At 70.0% G+C, this 15,013-nt stretch carries 18 protein-coding genes; 9 read left to right on the forward strand and 9 right to left on the reverse strand.

The annotated features are described in order from the left end of the window. Positions 1 to 5 precede the first annotated feature (5 nt). The 4 genes from ABH926_RS25465 (at position 6) to ABH926_RS25480 (ending at position 5,372) form a co-directional block, all read left to right on the forward strand. Complete coding sequence (locus tag ABH926_RS25465; protein ID WP_370368263.1) at positions 6 to 1,142, forward strand: glycerate kinase; 1,137 nt, start codon at positions 6 to 8, stop codon at positions 1,140 to 1,142. Continuing rightward, a complete protein-coding gene (gene allB / locus ABH926_RS25470; RefSeq protein ID WP_370368264.1) occupies positions 1,139 to 2,479 on the forward strand; it encodes an allantoinase AllB in 1,341 nt (446 codons plus the stop codon). The genes ABH926_RS25465 and allB overlap by 4 nt, the downstream gene beginning before the upstream one ends. Then, complete coding sequence (gene alc, locus ABH926_RS25475) at positions 2,476 to 3,522, forward strand: allantoicase (protein WP_370368265.1); 1,047 nt, start codon at positions 2,476 to 2,478, stop codon at positions 3,520 to 3,522. Before allB ends, alc begins: the two co-directional genes overlap by 4 nt. A 299-nt stretch (positions 3,523 to 3,821) precedes the next feature. Then, positions 3,822 to 5,372, forward strand: coding sequence for a nucleobase:cation symporter-2 family protein (locus ABH926_RS25480; RefSeq protein WP_370368266.1), 1,551 nt, complete (start codon positions 3,822 to 3,824; stop codon positions 5,370 to 5,372). On the opposite strand, the gene ABH926_RS25485 is transcribed toward ABH926_RS25480, so the two are convergent. Further along, positions 5,290 to 6,525 carry an MFS transporter gene (locus tag ABH926_RS25485; RefSeq protein ID WP_370368267.1) on the reverse strand — a complete coding sequence of 412 codons (1,236 nt, stop codon included), beginning with the start codon at positions 6,523 to 6,525 and terminating at the stop codon, positions 5,290 to 5,292. The genes ABH926_RS25480 and ABH926_RS25485 overlap by 83 nt on opposite strands. A gap of 94 nt (positions 6,526 to 6,619) precedes the next feature. On the opposite strand from ABH926_RS25485, the gene ABH926_RS25490 reads away from it, so the two are divergent. Beyond that, a complete protein-coding gene (locus ABH926_RS25490; RefSeq protein ID WP_370368268.1) occupies positions 6,620 to 7,495 on the forward strand; it encodes a LysR family transcriptional regulator in 876 nt (291 codons plus the stop codon). Between the two features lie 30 nt (positions 7,496 to 7,525). Here ABH926_RS25490 and ABH926_RS25495 read toward each other — a convergent pair whose 3' ends face one another. Further along, positions 7,526 to 7,972 carry an Lrp/AsnC family transcriptional regulator gene (locus tag ABH926_RS25495; protein ID WP_370368269.1) on the reverse strand — a complete coding sequence of 149 codons (447 nt, stop codon included), beginning with the start codon at positions 7,970 to 7,972 and terminating at the stop codon, positions 7,526 to 7,528. A 102-nt stretch (positions 7,973 to 8,074) separates the two neighbouring features. Between ABH926_RS25495 and ABH926_RS25500 the strand changes: the two genes are divergently transcribed. Together ABH926_RS25500 and ABH926_RS25505 are read left to right on the forward strand one after the other, a co-directional pair. Then, positions 8,075 to 9,043, forward strand: a complete 969-nt coding sequence (locus ABH926_RS25500) for an SMP-30/gluconolactonase/LRE family protein (RefSeq protein WP_370368270.1) — start codon at positions 8,075 to 8,077, stop codon at positions 9,041 to 9,043. Beyond that, complete coding sequence (locus ABH926_RS25505; protein WP_370368271.1) at positions 9,010 to 9,189, forward strand: hypothetical protein; 180 nt, start codon at positions 9,010 to 9,012, stop codon at positions 9,187 to 9,189. Before ABH926_RS25500 ends, ABH926_RS25505 begins: the two co-directional genes overlap by 34 nt. On the opposite strand, the gene ABH926_RS25510 is transcribed toward ABH926_RS25505, so the two are convergent. The 3 genes from ABH926_RS25510 to ABH926_RS25520 form a co-directional block, all read right to left on the reverse strand. Further along, positions 9,178 to 9,654, reverse strand: coding sequence for a hypothetical protein (locus ABH926_RS25510; RefSeq protein WP_370368272.1), 477 nt, complete (start codon positions 9,652 to 9,654; stop codon positions 9,178 to 9,180). The genes ABH926_RS25505 and ABH926_RS25510 overlap by 12 nt on opposite strands. Positions 9,655 to 9,970: 316 nt before the next feature. After that, positions 9,971 to 10,579 (reverse strand): helix-turn-helix domain-containing protein, encoded by a 609-nt coding sequence (locus ABH926_RS25515; protein WP_370368273.1) that lies wholly within the window; start codon positions 10,577 to 10,579, stop codon positions 9,971 to 9,973. Next, on the reverse strand, positions 10,580 to 10,909 hold the full coding sequence (locus ABH926_RS25520) for a hypothetical protein (RefSeq protein ID WP_370368274.1): 330 nt from the start codon (positions 10,907 to 10,909) through the stop codon (positions 10,580 to 10,582). Positions 10,910 to 11,159: 250 nt separating this feature from the next. Here ABH926_RS25520 and ABH926_RS25525 point away from each other — a divergent pair, with 250 nt between their 5' ends. Beyond that, positions 11,160 to 11,570: an STAS domain-containing protein gene (locus tag ABH926_RS25525; protein WP_370368275.1), complete on the forward strand. Its 411-nt coding sequence runs from the start codon at positions 11,160 to 11,162 to the stop codon at positions 11,568 to 11,570. 114 nt (positions 11,571 to 11,684) lie between these two features. Continuing rightward, complete coding sequence (locus ABH926_RS25530) at positions 11,685 to 12,056, forward strand: hypothetical protein (protein WP_370368276.1); 372 nt, start codon at positions 11,685 to 11,687, stop codon at positions 12,054 to 12,056. Between the two features lie 73 nt (positions 12,057 to 12,129). On the opposite strand, the gene mscL is transcribed toward ABH926_RS25530, so the two are convergent. From mscL to ABH926_RS25550, 4 genes are all read right to left on the reverse strand, one after another. Continuing rightward, entirely contained in the window at positions 12,130 to 12,558 is a 429-nt protein-coding gene (gene mscL / locus ABH926_RS25535) for a large conductance mechanosensitive channel protein MscL (protein ID WP_370368277.1), read from the reverse strand. A gap of 202 nt (positions 12,559 to 12,760) precedes the next feature. Further along, positions 12,761 to 13,105, reverse strand: coding sequence for an STAS domain-containing protein (locus ABH926_RS25540; RefSeq protein WP_370368278.1), 345 nt, complete (start codon positions 13,103 to 13,105; stop codon positions 12,761 to 12,763). A gap of 131 nt (positions 13,106 to 13,236) precedes the next feature. Then, on the reverse strand, positions 13,237 to 13,671 hold the full coding sequence (locus ABH926_RS25545; protein WP_370368279.1) for an Hsp20/alpha crystallin family protein: 435 nt from the start codon (positions 13,669 to 13,671) through the stop codon (positions 13,237 to 13,239). Between the two features lie 192 nt (positions 13,672 to 13,863). After that, positions 13,864 to 14,997, reverse strand: a complete 1,134-nt coding sequence (locus ABH926_RS25550; RefSeq protein ID WP_370368280.1) for a VIT1/CCC1 transporter family protein — start codon at positions 14,995 to 14,997, stop codon at positions 13,864 to 13,866. Positions 14,998 to 15,013: the final 16 nt, after the last annotated feature.

Consider the following 15,013-nt stretch of genomic DNA (forward strand, 5'->3'; position numbering starts at 1 on the left):
GGACGGTGTCCAGCGCGGGCCACGTCCTGCTGGCCACGGACAAGTTCAAGGGCTCCCTGACGGCCGCCGAGGCCACCGCGCACCTGGCGGCGGGCCTGCGGCGCGCCGTACCGGGCCTGGGCATCCGCACCATCCCGGTCGCCGACGGCGGCGAGGGCACGGTCGACGCGGCCGTCGAGGCGGGCTTCGCCAGGGTCCTGACCCGCGCCACCGGCCCCACCGGCGCCCCGATCGAGGCGGAGTTCGCCGTCCGCGGCGACACGGCGGTGATCGAGGTCGCCGAGGCCTCGGGCCTGCGCGGCCTCCCGCGCGGCGAGGCGGCACCGCTGTCGGCGAGCTCGTACGGCACCGGTGAGCTGATCCGCGCCGCACTGGACGCGGGGTGCACGCGCATCATCCTCGGCCTCGGCGGCAGTGCCTGCACCGATGGGGGAGCGGGGCTGGTGCAGGCGCTCGGGGCCCGGTTGCTTGACGCGGACGGCGAGGAGCTGCCGCCCGGCGGGGCGGCGCTGGCCCGGCTGGCGCGGGTGGACCTGACGGAGTCGGTGAGGATCAGGGAGCTGATCGTGGCCTGCGATGTCGACAACCCGCTGCTCGGCCCGAACGGCGCGGCGGCGGTGTACGGGCCGCAGAAGGGCGCGACGGCGGAGGATGTGGCGCTGCTGGATGCCGCGCTCGCGAATTGGGCAAGAGTCGTCACCAACTCCACCACCTATACTGATTTCGCCCAAACCCCCGGCGCCGGCGCGGCAGGCGGCATCGGCTTCGCCGCCCTCGCCCTCCTCGGCGCGCGCCTGGAACCCGGCATCGACATCGTCCTGGACCTCGCCGACTTCCCCGCCAAAGCCGCCGGCGCGCGCCTGATCATCACCGGCGAGGGGTCCCTGGACCGCCAGTCCCTGCGCGGCAAGGCTCCCGCCGGCGTCGCGCGGGCCGCCGCCCGCAGCGGCGTGCCCGTCGTCGCGGTGGCCGGGGTCTGCACCCTGACTCCCGCCGAGCTCGAGGCCGCCGGGTTCCGGGCCGCCTACGCGCTCGCCGACCTCGAGCCCGACCTCGATCGCTGCGTCCTCGACGCCGGCCCGCTCCTGGAGCGGCTCGCGGCCGGCCTGCCTGTCGACACCATCACCGGAGCGGCTTCATGACCACGCAGACCCCGTCCTACGACCTCGTCCTGCGCTCCACCCGCGCCGTGCTGCCCGACGGCGTGCGGCCGGCCGCCGTGGCGGTGCGCCGTGGGCGCATCGCCGCAGTCGGGGAGCACCGGGCGGCCTTCGACGCGCGCGTCGAGCTCGACCTCGCCGACACCGCGCTGCTGCCCGGCCTGGTGGACACGCACGTCCACGTCAACGAGCCCGGCCGGACCCGCTGGGAGGGCTTCGCCTCGGCGACCCGGGCGGCGGCGGCCGGCGGCGTCACCACGCTGATCGACATGCCGCTCAACTCCATCCCGCCGACCGTGGACGCCTCCGCGCTGGACGTCAAGCGCAAGGCGGCCGACGGGAAGTGCGTCATCGACGTCGGATTCTGGGGCGGCGCGATCCCGGGCAATACCGCCGAGCTGCGTCCGCTGCACGACAAGGGAGTGTTCGGATTCAAATGCTTCCTGGCCGATTCCGGCGTCGAGGAGTTTCCCGCGCTGACCGTCCAGGAAATGCATGAGGCATTGCGCGAGATCGCCCGGTTCGACGGCCTTCTCATCGTCCATGCCGAAAACGCCGACGTGCTGCGCGCCGCGCCTTCCAGTACCCGCTATCGCGATTTCCTCGCCTCGCGTCCGGCCGCCGCCGAAGACAGCGCCATCGCCGCCGTCATCGACGCCGCCCGGGCTCACGGCGCCCGGGTCCACATCCTGCATCTGGCCGCCGCCGAGGCCGTGCCGCGCCTGGCCGCCGCGAAGGCCGCCGGGGTGCGCGTCACCGCCGAGACCTGCCCGCACTACCTCACCTTCAGCGCCGCCGAGATCGACGACGGCGCCACGCAGTTCAAGTGCTGTCCGCCGATCCGCGGGAGCGAGGACCGCGAGGCGCTGTGGCACGCGCTCGGAAGCGGGGTGATCGACGTCGTCGTGTCCGACCACTCGCCCTCCACCCCCGACCTCAAGCGCCTGGACTCCGGCGACTTCGCCGCGGCCTGGGGCGGCATCTCCTCGTTGCAGCTGGGGCTGCCGGCGGTGTGGACCGGCGCGCGGGCCCGCGGGTTCGGGCTGGCCGACGTCGTGCGCTGGATGGCCACCCGGCCCGCCGAGCTGGCAGGGCTGCCGGCCAAGGGCCGCATCGCCGTGGGCTGCGACGCCGACCTGGTGGCCTTCGACCCCGACGCCGCCTTCACCGTCGACCCGGCGGCCCTGCACCACAAGAACCCCGTCACGCCCTACGCCGGCCGCGAACTGCACGGCGTCGTACGTGCCACCTACCTGCGCGGCGAGCCGGTCACCGAGGCCCCGCGCGGACGATTCCTCACGCACCCGGAGGCCCGATGAGCGACACCCCGTCCTTCACCCAGCTGACCGACCTCGCCGCCCGGGACGTCGGCGGCGCGGTGGTCTGGGCCAACGACGAGTTCTTCGGCGAGAAGGAGTCGCTGATCCGGCCCGAACCACCGACCTTCTCCCCGGCCACCTTCGGCCACAAAGGCCAGATCGTCGACGGCTGGGAGACCCGCCGCCGGCGCCCCGGCGGACCCGGCGTCGAGGGCACCGAGCACGACTCGGCGATCGTGCGGCTCGGCCTGCCCGGCGTGATCCGCGGCGTCACCGTCGACACCGCCTTCTTCGTCGGCAACTACCCGCCCTTCGCACGCGTCGAGGCGGTCAGCATGCCCGGCTTCCCGACCCCGGCGGAGCTGCTGGCCGCCGAGTGGACCGAGATCGTGCCGGCCAGCGCGCTGTCCGGGGACAGCGAGCACCACTTCGCCGTCGAGGGCACAGGGGCCGGCCGCCGGTTCACCCACGTGCGCCTCGCCATGATCCCCGACGGCGGGATCGCCCGCTTCCGGGTCCACGGCGAAGCCGTCCCCGACCCCGCCTTCCTGGCCGGCCTGCCGGTGGATCTCGCGGCCCTGACCAACGGCGCGCGCATCGTGGCCGCGTCCAACATGTTCTTCTCCGCGCCGGAGAACCTGATCAAACCGTCCGAGTCGCGGGTCATGGGCGAGGGCTGGGAGACGGCGCGCCGCCGCGACGCCGAGGGGGACTGGATCGAGGTCCGGCTGGTGGCCCAGGGGGTCCCGGCGCTGATCGAGATCGACACCGCCAACTACAAGGGCAACGCCCCGGACCACGTCGTCCTGCTCGGCGCGGACCGGCCCGGCCGGGAAGCCGGTTCGGACTGGTTCGAGGTGATCGGGCAGACCCGCGTGCTCCCGGACTACAAGCACCGGTTCCGCATCCAGGACGCGCGTCCCGTGACGCATCTGCGCCTGGAGGTGCGTCCCGACGGGGGAGTGGCACGGCTGCGCGCCTTCGGCAGCCTCACCGAGGCCGGCCTGGCCGCCGTCCGCACCCGGTGGGCGGAGCACGCATAGCACAAAGGACACCCGGTATGGCATTCCCTCGCCGTAGGAATTCGACGGCGAGGGTATCGCCATGCCCATTTCGCTTTTCGCAGGGAACTGTACTGTGGGAAAGTACGAATTCTGCTCAGCTATTGAAAAATTCGATGACTGTCATTGACCGGGTGTCCGGCGGCGGACTAGCTTCGCATCCAATAGGTTAACAGCTCACGAAATACCCGCCCGGAACGGATGTCGGCCTCGCCCCCCGTTTCCGCACGCACAGCGCGCACGGCTCAGCGATAAACCCCTCACGCCAAGGGAGCCCCTCCATGAGCACATCCGAAAGCGGCACGCGCGATTCCGTCCGACCTCCGGTACCACCGGGCCACCCGGGCCACCCGCGCCGATCGGACCACCCAGGCAACCATGACCGCTCGGTCCATCCCGTCGACGAGGTCCTGCCGGCGCCCCGGCTCACCGTCCTGGGCCTGCAGCACCTGTTCATCATGTACGCCGGCGCCATCGCCGTCCCGTTCGTCGTCGGCGGCGCGCTCAAGCTCAGCTCGGCCACGATCGCCCTGCTGGTGAACGCCGACCTGCTGGTCGCCGGCATCGCCACGCTGATCCAGGCGGTCGGCGTGGGCAAGCTGTTCGGGGTGCGGCTGCCGGTGGTGGCCGGCGCCACGTTCACCGTCATCCCGCCGATGATCACCATCGCCGCGAAGTTCGGCGGGGAGAAGGGCCTGCCCTACGTCTACGGCGCGATGCTGTGCTCGGGGGTGTTCGGCCTGCTGGTGGCCAAGCCGTTCGCCAAGGTGATCCGCTTCTTCCCGCCGCTGGTGGCCGGGATCGTGATCACCGTCATCGGACTGTCGCTGATCGGGCCGGCCGCGGCGATGATCGCCGGGCACGACACCGAGGACCCGCACTACGGCCAGGTCTCGCACATCATGGTCGCCTTCGCCGTGGTCTTCGGCATCCTGGTGCTGGCCCGCACGCTGCGCGGCTTCCTCGGCCAGATCGCCCCGCTGCTGGCCATCGTCGCCGGCAGCCTGCTGGCCCTGTTCACGCACAGCTGGTCGGGCACCACCCGCACGCACTCCTGGGACCTGTCCGGCGTCGGCCACGCCGACTGGCTGGGCTTCGCAGCGCCCTTCCACTTCGGCGCGCCGCGCTTCGACGCCGCCGCGGTCATCTCGATGTGCATCGTCATGCTGGTCACCTACACCGAGTCCACCGCCGACATGATCGCGGTCGCCGAGATGACCGGCAAGGAGCTCACCGGCTCGGACATCACCCGCGGCCTGGCCGCCGACGGCCTGTCGGCGCTGCTGGGCGGCTCCATGAACTCCTTCCCCGACACGCTGTTCGCCGAGAACGTCGGCCTGGTCCAGATGACCGGCGTGCGCTCCCGCTGGGTCACCGCGGTCACCGGCGCCATGCTGGTGGTGATGGGGGTGGTGCCCAAGGTCGGCGCGTTCGTGGCGGCCGTGCCGGAGTTCGTGGTCGGCGGCGCGGCGCTGGTGATGTTCGCGACCGTCACCGCCGTGGGCATCCAGACGCTGAAGAAGGTCGAGTTCGCCGGCAACCACAACCTGCTGGTCGTGGCCACCTCGCTGGGCCTGTCGCTGCTCCCGGCCTACGCCATGGACCGCTTCGGGAACTCCATCTTCTTCGAGAGGTTCCCGGACTGGGCCCAGATCGTCTTCGGCAGCCCGATCACCATCGCGGTGGTGGCCGCCTTCACTCTGAACCTGGTGTTCAACCACCTCGGCGGCGGGGCCGCGCTCCCGGTGCTCACGGCGCGGCCAGCGCCGGGATCCGACGCAGTGCCAGCGCCAGCAATCCCGCGATCCCCAGCAGCGAGCCCGCTACCGTGACCACCCCGGGCCAGCCGTCGGCCGACCACGCGCGGCCGCCCAGGCTCCCGAACACCGACGAGCCGGCGTAGTACGAGAACAGATAGAACGCCGCGGCCTGGCTGGGGCTGGCTCCCGACGCGTGCGAGCGCGCCGTGACCCAGCCGCTGGCCAGGCCGTGCACGGCGAAGAACCCGACGGTCAGCGCCGCGATCCCGACGATGACCACCGGCAGCGACCCGGTCAGCGTCAGCAGCACCCCGCCGAAGGCGACCGCGCAGCCGAACGGCGCGATCGCCCGCCGCCCCAGCCGGTCGGCCAGCCGGCCGGACACCGTGGAGCTGACCGTCCCCAGCGAGTACGTCAGGAATATCAGGCTCACCAGCCCGACCCCCAGATGGAACGGCGCGGCGGTGAGCCGGAACCCCACGGCGTTGAACACCGCGACCAGCGCCCCGACCGCGCAGGCGCCGAGCGCGTACAGCGCGAGCAGCGCCGGGTCCGCCAGGGCGCGGCGCTGCATGGCCAGCACCGTCCGGCCCCGCAGCCGCGTCGCGACGAAGTGCCGCGACGGCGGCAGGGTGACCGCGACGATGACGGCGCAGACCACGGAGACCGCCGCCGCGGCCAGCAGCGCCCACCGCCACCCGGCCGCCTCGGCGATCGGCGCGGTCACCAGGCGCGCGGACATCCCGCCGATCGCGGTGCCGCCGATGTACAGGCCCGCGGCGCGCGCCTGGGCCGAGGGATGCATCTCCTCGCGCAGATAGGCGGTGGCCACCGCCGGCAGCCCGGCCAGCGCCACCCCGGTCAGCAGCCGCAGAGCGATCAGCGAGTCCCAGGTCGGAGCCGCCGCGCAGGCGAGTGCCAGCACCGCCGAGGCCGCCATGGAGAAGCGGATCAGGACCGTGCGGCCCAGCGCCTCGGACAGCGGGCCGAAGACCAGCAGTGCCAGGGCCAGGCCGACGGTGGTCGCCGAGACCGACAGCGTGCTCTGGGCCGGCGAGACGTGGAAGGCGCGGACCAGGTCGGGGAGCAGGGCCTGGGTGTCGTAGAGGAGGACGAAGGTGGCGATGCCGGCGGCGAACAAGGCGGTGAGGACGCGTCGGAACTCGGGGGTGCCGGGCAGGTGTCCTTGGTGGCCCAGCTGTGCCGGGTGCTCGACTGTGGTCACTCCACGATCGTGGCTCGGCCGCCTTCATGCGTCCAATGAAGGAAACGGCCCCTCTCGATGCGTGATGCGTATCGAGGCGCGTATCGTGGACACCGTGCTGCTGCGTGACCTCAGCTGGTTCGTCGCCCTGGCCGACCACCGCCACATGACCGACACCGCCGCGATCCTGGGCGTCAGCCAGCCGACGCTCTCGCGCGCGCTGGCCCGGGTGGAGGCCGAGCTGGGCACCCGGCTGTTCGAGCGCGCGCCGGACGGCGTCACGCCGAACCCGAACGGCGAGCTGGTCGTCGCCGCGGCCCGCGACCTGCTCGCGCGTTATGAGCAGCTGACCACCGAGCTGTCGGCCCGGCTGGATCCCGACGGCGGCGTGGTCCGCCTGGCGTTCCTGGACTCGATGGGCACCTCGCTGGTCCCGCGGATCCTCCGGGCGTTCCACGAGCACGCGCCCGGCGTCCGAGTCCTGCTGAGCCAGGAGCCCGGCCACGCGATCCAGGCCGATCTGCGCACCGGCGCCGCCGAGCTCGCGATGACCTTCCCCCGGCCGCCCGGCGACTTCGGCTGGCTGCCGCTGCACCGCGAACGGCTGGTCCTGGCGGTGCCCCCGACGCACCGGCTGCGGGACCGCAAGCGCGTCGCACTCAGCGAACTCGCCGAGGAGGAGCTGGTCATGACCCCGGTCGGCTTCGGCTTCCGGACTCTGCTCGACGGCCTGCTGGCCGAGGCCGGCGTCGTACCCCGGATCTCGTTCGAGAGCGCCGACCTGTCGACCATCGAGGGCCTGGTCGCGGCCGGGCTCGGCGTCGCGGTGATCCCGGAGCAGCTCGCGGGGGTCAGCGGGACGATCGCGATCGCCCTGACCACCCCGGCCGCCCGCCGCACGGTCGGGCTGACGTGGCGGACGGACCAGGAGTTGGCGCCGGCGGCGGAGAGGTTCAAGGCGTTCGTCGAGAGTCAGTGGCCTGAGCCCTGACGGCCGAGTGGCGTCTTCGGAGACCGGACGCTATTCGGCGACCAGCGGGGAGACCGGCCGTTCGAAGAAGGTCTCCAGGACTACCGTGGCCTGCGTCCCGCTGACGCCCTCGATCGTGTAGAGCCGCCGCAGCACGTCCTGGAGCTGTTCGGTCGTCGCGGTCCTGACCTTCGCCAGCACAGTCGCGCTGCCCGCGACGATGTGCGCCTCCACGATCTCCGGGATCGCGGCGAACCGATCGCCGGAGTCTCCCATCCAGGCGGTCGAGTCGATCGAGACGTAGGCCAGCACCGCGCCGCCGACTGCCGCCGGGTCCACCTCGGCGGCGGTGCGGCGGATCACCCCGCGCTCGCGCAGTTTGCGGACGCGCTCGTGCGCGGCCCCGGCGGACAGGCCGACCGCCTGGCCGAGGGCGGCGTAGGACTCGGTGGCGTCTTCCTGCAAGCGGGCCAGCAGCAGCCGGTCGATGTGATCCACTCGGGTTCCCTTCGGTCATCGTCGAGATTGACCATATCTGATTCAGCGATATAGGCTCAACGCCAGATGCAGTTCAGATCACACTTCGAGGGGCCCACTCCCATGCCAGTCGACTTCCCCGTCCGCTACGAAGCCTTCGACGACCGGTTCCGCACCGGCCGCTGCATGAACGGCGACGCGGGCTTCGAGGTGATCTTCTCCGGCGGACGCTGGGTGGAAGGGCCGATCTACGTGCCCGCGTGGCGGCAGCTGATCTGGAGCGACATCCCGAACGACAGGATGCTGCGCTGGGACGAGGCCTCCGGCGCGGTCAGCGTCTTCCGCGAGAAGGCCGGCCACCCCAACGGCAACACCCTGGACCGCCAGGGCCGCCTGATCACCTGCGAGCAGGGCAACCGCCGGGTCACCCGCACCGAGCACGACGGCACGATCACCGTGCTCGCCGACCGCTGGGCCGGCAAGCGCCTCAACAGCCCGAACGACGCAACGGTGAAGTCCGACGGCGCGATCTACTTCTCCGACCCCGACTTCGGCATCACCAGCGACTACGAGGGCTACCGCGCCGACAGCGAGATCGGCGCGAACAACGTCTACCGCATCGACCCGCACACCGGCGCCGTCGACCTCGCCGCCGACGGCTTCGGCGCCCCCAACGGCCTGGTGCTCTCCGCCGACGAGCGGCAGCTGTTCGTCTCCGACACGCGCGGCGGCTGCATCCGCGTCTTCGACGTGCGCCCGGACGGCACCCTGTCGGACGGCGAGGTCTTCGCCGAGGCCGCGGCGCGCGACGGCGCGCGCTTCGACAACCTCCGGTTCGACGACGCCGGCCGGCTGTGGGCCGCGGCCATGGGCGACGGCGTGCACTGCTACGACCCGGACGGCACCCTGCTCGGGCGCCTCATCGTCCCGGAGACCGTCGCCAACATCAGCTGGGGCGGCGCGAAGCGCAACCGGCTGTTCATAGCGGCCGAGACCAGCGTGTACTCGCTGGTCATGGCGGTCACCGGCACGCACCCGACCGGGCCGGGGGCCAGGCCGTGGCTGGATCGCGCGGACGCGGACGCGGTCTGACCACCGCGCTGAGCCTGCACGACGCGGGCTTGTCCGACGCGGTCGCCGGCTGCGGAGTGGCGACGGCGGAGCTGGCCTACCACAACGTGTACGGCACGCAGATCTGCTATCTGCAACGGCCCGCGGTGGACTGTTCAGGATGCTGATGGGAAATACGCCGGGCTGTACAGCTCCTGAATGTGCAGAGCCGGAAGGCCTGAGATTTCGAGGATGTAGGACTTCGTAGCGCAGCGTTGGCGGGGTGCGCGGCCGTGGGGCCATGCCGTGCTGCCGACGTGCAGGGTGCGGCGGGTCAGCGCGAGGCCTGCTTCGGTCATCGCGTAGCCGATGGGATGGTCGGCGTCCTGGACCGCGCGGTCGATGGCCGGATCGAGGTCAGAGCGCGCTGTGACGATGTTCTCTGAGACCGGCTCACCGGTGTCGGTGAGCAGACGGGAATGGCGAAGCCAGTAGGCCTGTGCCTCGGGTTCGGGGCCGGCCAAAGCATCTCGCGGCTCCTCGCGCAGCTCCGCCGCCTCGACAAGGACGCAACTGTCCACCTGCGTCGTGAGCTCGCATCCGGCGACCGCCTCCAACAACGGCGTGGTCAACCCGCCGTTGGCGAGGATCATCCGCGTCGCGGGCGCCGAGAAGCCCGCGATGCCGTGATGAAGTCCGGAATGAATGCCCGGCATGGTGTGCTCGCCTTCTTGGTAGGCATGGCGAAGCGGGCTCGCGCTTGGTGGCGGAGCTTCGCAGAGGATTGATGTCGCGTCTGCGGACGTAAGAGTAGAGGGGGATGCTGTACATTTCCCTCAGATGTCCCACGATCCGCCCATTAATAGGTAGGTACGAGTATTGATACACATCGTACGCGGGATGCGCGGGCATGCTCACCGTATCAAGGCTCTGATGAGCTATGCGTTGAGGTGAGAGGTGCGGGGGGAGTCAGCGGTTGTGAAGCGTGTCTGCTGGCAGGCTCCCGAAGGCGCTGCGGTAATAGGCGGCGAAGCGGCCCGGGTTCCAGAATCCCCACGAGGCGGCGATCTGGGTGACGGTAGTGGTCTCCGGGTTTGCGGCTCGCAGGTCGTCGTGGGCGTGTTGCAACCGTATCCGACGCAGGTAGGCGGTGGGCGTTGTGTTCAGGTGGTGATGGAATGCCAGCTGTACTGCGCGGATGCTGGTGCCGGCTGCCGCGGCGATGTCGGCGGCGCTGATGTCCTCGGAGGCGTGCTCTTGGAGGAAGGCCATGGCACGGCGCAGCATGCGCGGGTGCGCGTCGCGCCGGTCGGCGCTGCCGGGCTCGACCGACGCGGTGTTGGGGAACACGCTCAACGCAGTGGCTGCCAGCAGTCTGGCCGCGGCGTGGGTCACCAGGGGCTGGTCGCCGGCCGAGGCGGCGACGTCGTCGACGTAGGCGCTGGTGCGCAACCACAAGTCGGTGTCGATGGCGGTGGCCGGGCCGTAGCCGGTGAAGCGGATCTGCCTGTCCGGGCCGCCTGGTGTGCCTTGGGCGACTTCGTCGATGAGGGACTCGTCCAAGACGGTGTAGTCCATCTAGGGGTGGGCCAGGTCCGCATCCAGAAAATGGTCCGGCTGGACGGCGAGGAATACGTCGCCGCCGGCGTAGGTGCGGCTGGTGTGGCCGACGTGGTAGGTGACGGCGCCGGTGCGTATGTGACCGAAGTACAGCGCCTGGAGGGGATCGCCCCGCACGTTGGAGTTGATGCTGAAGGTGAAGTCGTGACGTTGCGCCTTGGACGTCATGGTCTGCTGGCTTACCCGGATGAAGTTGTAATCCGGGTTGGGCGTGAAGCGCCGAACGTTGTACATCTCGGAGAAGATCTGGCGGATCGTCTCCACATCGGTGGCCTCGAGGACTGTCATGGCCGTCATCCTTGTATGCGGGAAGGCGGCCGCGTGGCCGACTGCTTCTCCCGAGCCGCCTATGGTCAGCACCGGTCAAGTAACCGGCCGAAGCCAACGCTTTACGTACTGCGGCGTTCGCATTCCGGGTTGAGGTACTTGAATGCTTAATGTGAAGTTGTCGTTAGCGGCGGCTCCCGGCAGGGCTTCAACGTGCACCCGGGGCGGGCGCCGCGCCAACCAGTGAAGCAGCGGCAAGGCGGTGAGCTTGATGGCTAGCCAATTCACCTGTACCTCCACTAACAATAATGGCACCGCCGTAGTTCGCCCTACCGGAGATGTGGACCTGGCCACGGTCGATGAACTGTGGCTTCACGTCGCCTACCACCTGAATCCCTCGGCGCTGGTGGTCCTGGACTGTTCTGGCATCACCTTCTTCGGCACGGCCGGGCTGCACCTGATCGAGCGCGCCGACAGCGCCGCGCGGGAGCTCGGTGGCCTGTTCGTCCTCGCCTGTGTCGGCGAGTGCGTCTCGCTGCTGCTGAGGCTTGCCGACCTGACCGGCACGTTCGCGACGGTGCCGACTGTCGCTGACGCCATCGACCCGCTCCAGCGCGCAAAGGACGTTCACGGAGCCTCGTACTGGACGCCGGGACCAGACAGGGGACTGGCAACGGGGTGAATCGCCACGCGGCGATCGGGAGCCATGGTTGATTGTCGGCATGCGGGGTACACGCCGCCGAACGTCGTCCTGAGCACCTTCAGCACGGGACAGCACGATGCGAAGGAGCTCCCTGTGGATCAGCCTGCGAACGATCCGTCCTGCCCAGTACGGCCTGACGATCAGCCGACGGCCTTCTCGCCGGTTCAGGTTGCCGAGGACGTCGTCGGCGCCGCATGGATCCGTGAACTGATGTCAGCTGTCGAGGATGCCGAAACAGCGGTGAGAGCCTGTTTGCATTTGCGCGCGCAGGCTCTGGCAGAGCTGCGCGAGGCGCTGAGGTCCGCAGACCCGTACCGAATCTCCGACGCGCAGATGGCGATGGACACGGCAGTGCGTGATCTGGCCGAGAGCATGGCTACGCGCAACGGAGTGAACGACCTGCTCGCCAGGGAGCGAACGGATCGTCCCTGGGTCGAGTGGCTGCGCCTGAGCGGGGCGCGGTAGCCGACGATGACCGGCGCCCATTGTGGGCAGCGCCATCGGCTGACGCACGTGGGCGCCGGAGTCGGCCGGTCTCTCAGGAGATCTTCGCGTCCTCGGTGGCGGAGTGCTCCAGGTCGAAGACCGTCGTGCACTCAGGACAACGCTTGGCCGCTACGGGGATCTTCATGGCGCACGCGGGACAGTCCTTCTCCGTCGCCGCCTGTTCGCGATCGAAGAGGTGGATCAGGCGGCTGAACGGCGAGACGATGGCGAAGTACATCACGGCTGCGGCTATCACGAACGAGAACGCTTCGGTGAGGAACGCCCCGTAGGTGAACGCGTGGCGCCTGATCGTGAAGCTGAGATGGTCGAAGTTCGGGGCGGCGCCGATCGCCCCCAGCAGCGGGGTGATGAACGATGCGACGAACTGTTTGATCAGGGAGCTGAACAGCGAACCGACGACGACCGCCACAGCCAGGTCGACCAGGTTGCCGCGCAGGATGAACTTTCGGAATCCAGTCATCGGGTCCTGGTGACCGGCAAAGCGTGGTTCATGCGTATGCGTGTTCGTGAGTTGATGAGGAGTTCGTCCGTCCGGGCCGTGGCTGATCGTCGCCGAGACGCGCGCGTCCAGGAAGCGGCGTTTGAGCTCGATGAGGTCGGCCGGGATGTCCGGTTCGGTCGTGGCGTCGATGGTGCCGGCCTTCTGTTCTCGCTACAGGCTGTCAGTTCCTCCACCGCTTGCGAGCCTCCGCGGCGTCGTCGAAGACCGGCAACACGCCTGTCAGTCCGGATAGCTTCAGCACGCGGGTTACCGCCTTGGAGGGTCTGATCAGCGCGAACTGCGTGTTCGTACTCATGGAGCGGTAGAAGGCCCGCAGCAGCGACTGAAGGCCTGCCGAGTCCAGGAAGGTGACGTCGTGGCAGTCAGTGACCACAATGGTGGAGTTTTCCAGCTGGCCGGACAGCTTGTTCCACAACGCGTCGGAGGCGGCGAGGTCGATCTCGCCGGCCAGTGTGACCACCGCGGTCCCGTCTTCGGTGTGGTGGGTGCATGAGAAGTTCGGCATGGTGGCTCTCCTTTCTGGCCGGGCGTGCCTCGTACTTGTCCAGCAGGTGTCGGATCCAGTGGCCGCCAGCACTTCGGCGGCCACCGGGGTCATCCCTTCTGCGCGTCGCTGCTGGTGTTACCTGGAGGCGGTCAGGCGTTGATCGCCTTCTTGCCGTTGGCGGTGATGGCGACCTTGCGGGGCTTGGCCTTCTCCGAGATGGGGATGCGCAGGGTGAGCACGCCGGCGTCGTAGTCGGCCTTGATGTTCTCCGAGTCCAAGGTGTCGCCGAGGAACAGCTGTCGGGAGAACACCCCGAGGGGCCGTTCGCAGACCTGCATCTCGACCTCGCCGGTGGTGGTGGGGCGGCGTTCGGCCTTGACGGTCAGCACGTTGCGCTCGATGTCGATGTCGATCGCGTCCAGGGACACGCCGGGCAGGTCGAAGCAGACCACGAACTCGCCGTCCGCGCGCCAGGCGTCCAGGGGCATCGGGTTCGGGCGGGTCCACGTGCCCGCGGCGGTGGTCCCGAGCAGCTGGGTGGCGATGCGGTCCAGGTCACGGAACGGGTCGGTGCGCATCAACATGGGGGTCACCTCCAGTGTGTGTCCGAGCCGGGGGTCGACTCGCTGACACACACCGGTATAGCATGTCATCGGAGCGACGACAAGCGGCACCGTCGCCGAAAGGATGACGACGATGAACAATGCGGGCCCTACAGGGATGGGAGGCAGAAGTGCGGACATTGCCCGTGAGCTCTAGCTCTAGAGGAACCGCTGTCAGGACACCGAGGTGCCGATCGCGCGGCCGGCAGCGAAGGTGACGCCCGCAGCGAGCACCCCGACCAGTACCTGCCGCAGACCTGAACGCAGTGCCGAACGTCCGTTGAGCGCGCCGATCCCCGCGCCCACGGCGAACATCGCCAGTATGGCCAGGGTGATGGCGGTCGCCAGGGCGGCCGTGCCCGCGCCGATCAGATAGGGCAGGACCACGACGAAGGCTCCGAGCGCGAAGGCCAGGAGGCTGGAGACCGCCGCTGACCACGGCGAGCCGAGGGCCTCCGGGTCCAGGCCGAGTTCCTCGCGGGCCAGGGTGTCCAGTGCCACGCTCCGGTCGGCCATGATGCGTTCGGCGACGGCTTCGGCCTCGGTCCGGCCCAGGCCCTTGGCCCGGTAGAGCAGGACGAGTTCGGCCTGCTCCTCTTCCGGGTTCTCCTCGAGCTCCTGGGCTTCGAGGGAGATCTCGCGCTCGTACATCTCGCGCTGGCTCGACATCGAGACGAACTCGCCCGCCGCCATCGAGAACGATCCGGCCAGCAGTCCGGCGATGCCGGCCAGCAGGATCGCGCTGTGCGAGGAGCCGGAGCCGGCGAATCCCATGACCAACGCGGTGTTCGAGACCAGACCGTCGCTGACGCCGAACACCCCCGCGCGAAGCGCCCCCGATCGGTCGCCGCGGTGCCAGCCCTCGCGGTGCTCGATCTGCCGGCGCGGATCGGGTTTGCCGCCCTCGATGAGCTTGGCCAGGGTGCGGGCGTGGCCGCGTTCGTCCGCGGCCATGCCCGGGGCGGCGTCGGGGTCCCGGTCGTAGACCCCGGCATCGGCCCGTTCAGCGCGCTCGATCATCGGCAGGATGGTCTGTGTGGACAGCCGCCGCGCCGCCGCGCTGAGGACTCTGGTGCGCAGGCTGGGCCGTCCCGGCGGCGGCACCTCAGCGCCGGCGTCGCGCAGCTTCGCCGTCCAGTGGGCCGCGTGCTTGTGCTCGATGCCGGCGAGCTCTTCGAAGATCTTGCGCCGCTCACCCGACTCGGCTTCGGCAAGCCGCGAGTACAGCGCCTCGGCGTCCCGCTCGCTGGCGAGGAGTTCCCGCCAATGCCGCACTCGGTCGGCATCTGACTCAGTACCCGTCCTCATCTTCGCCTCGCTTCGT

This window comes from Catenulispora sp. GP43, assembly GCF_041260665.1.
GTDB lineage: Bacteria > Actinomycetota > Actinomycetes > Streptomycetales > Catenulisporaceae > Catenulispora.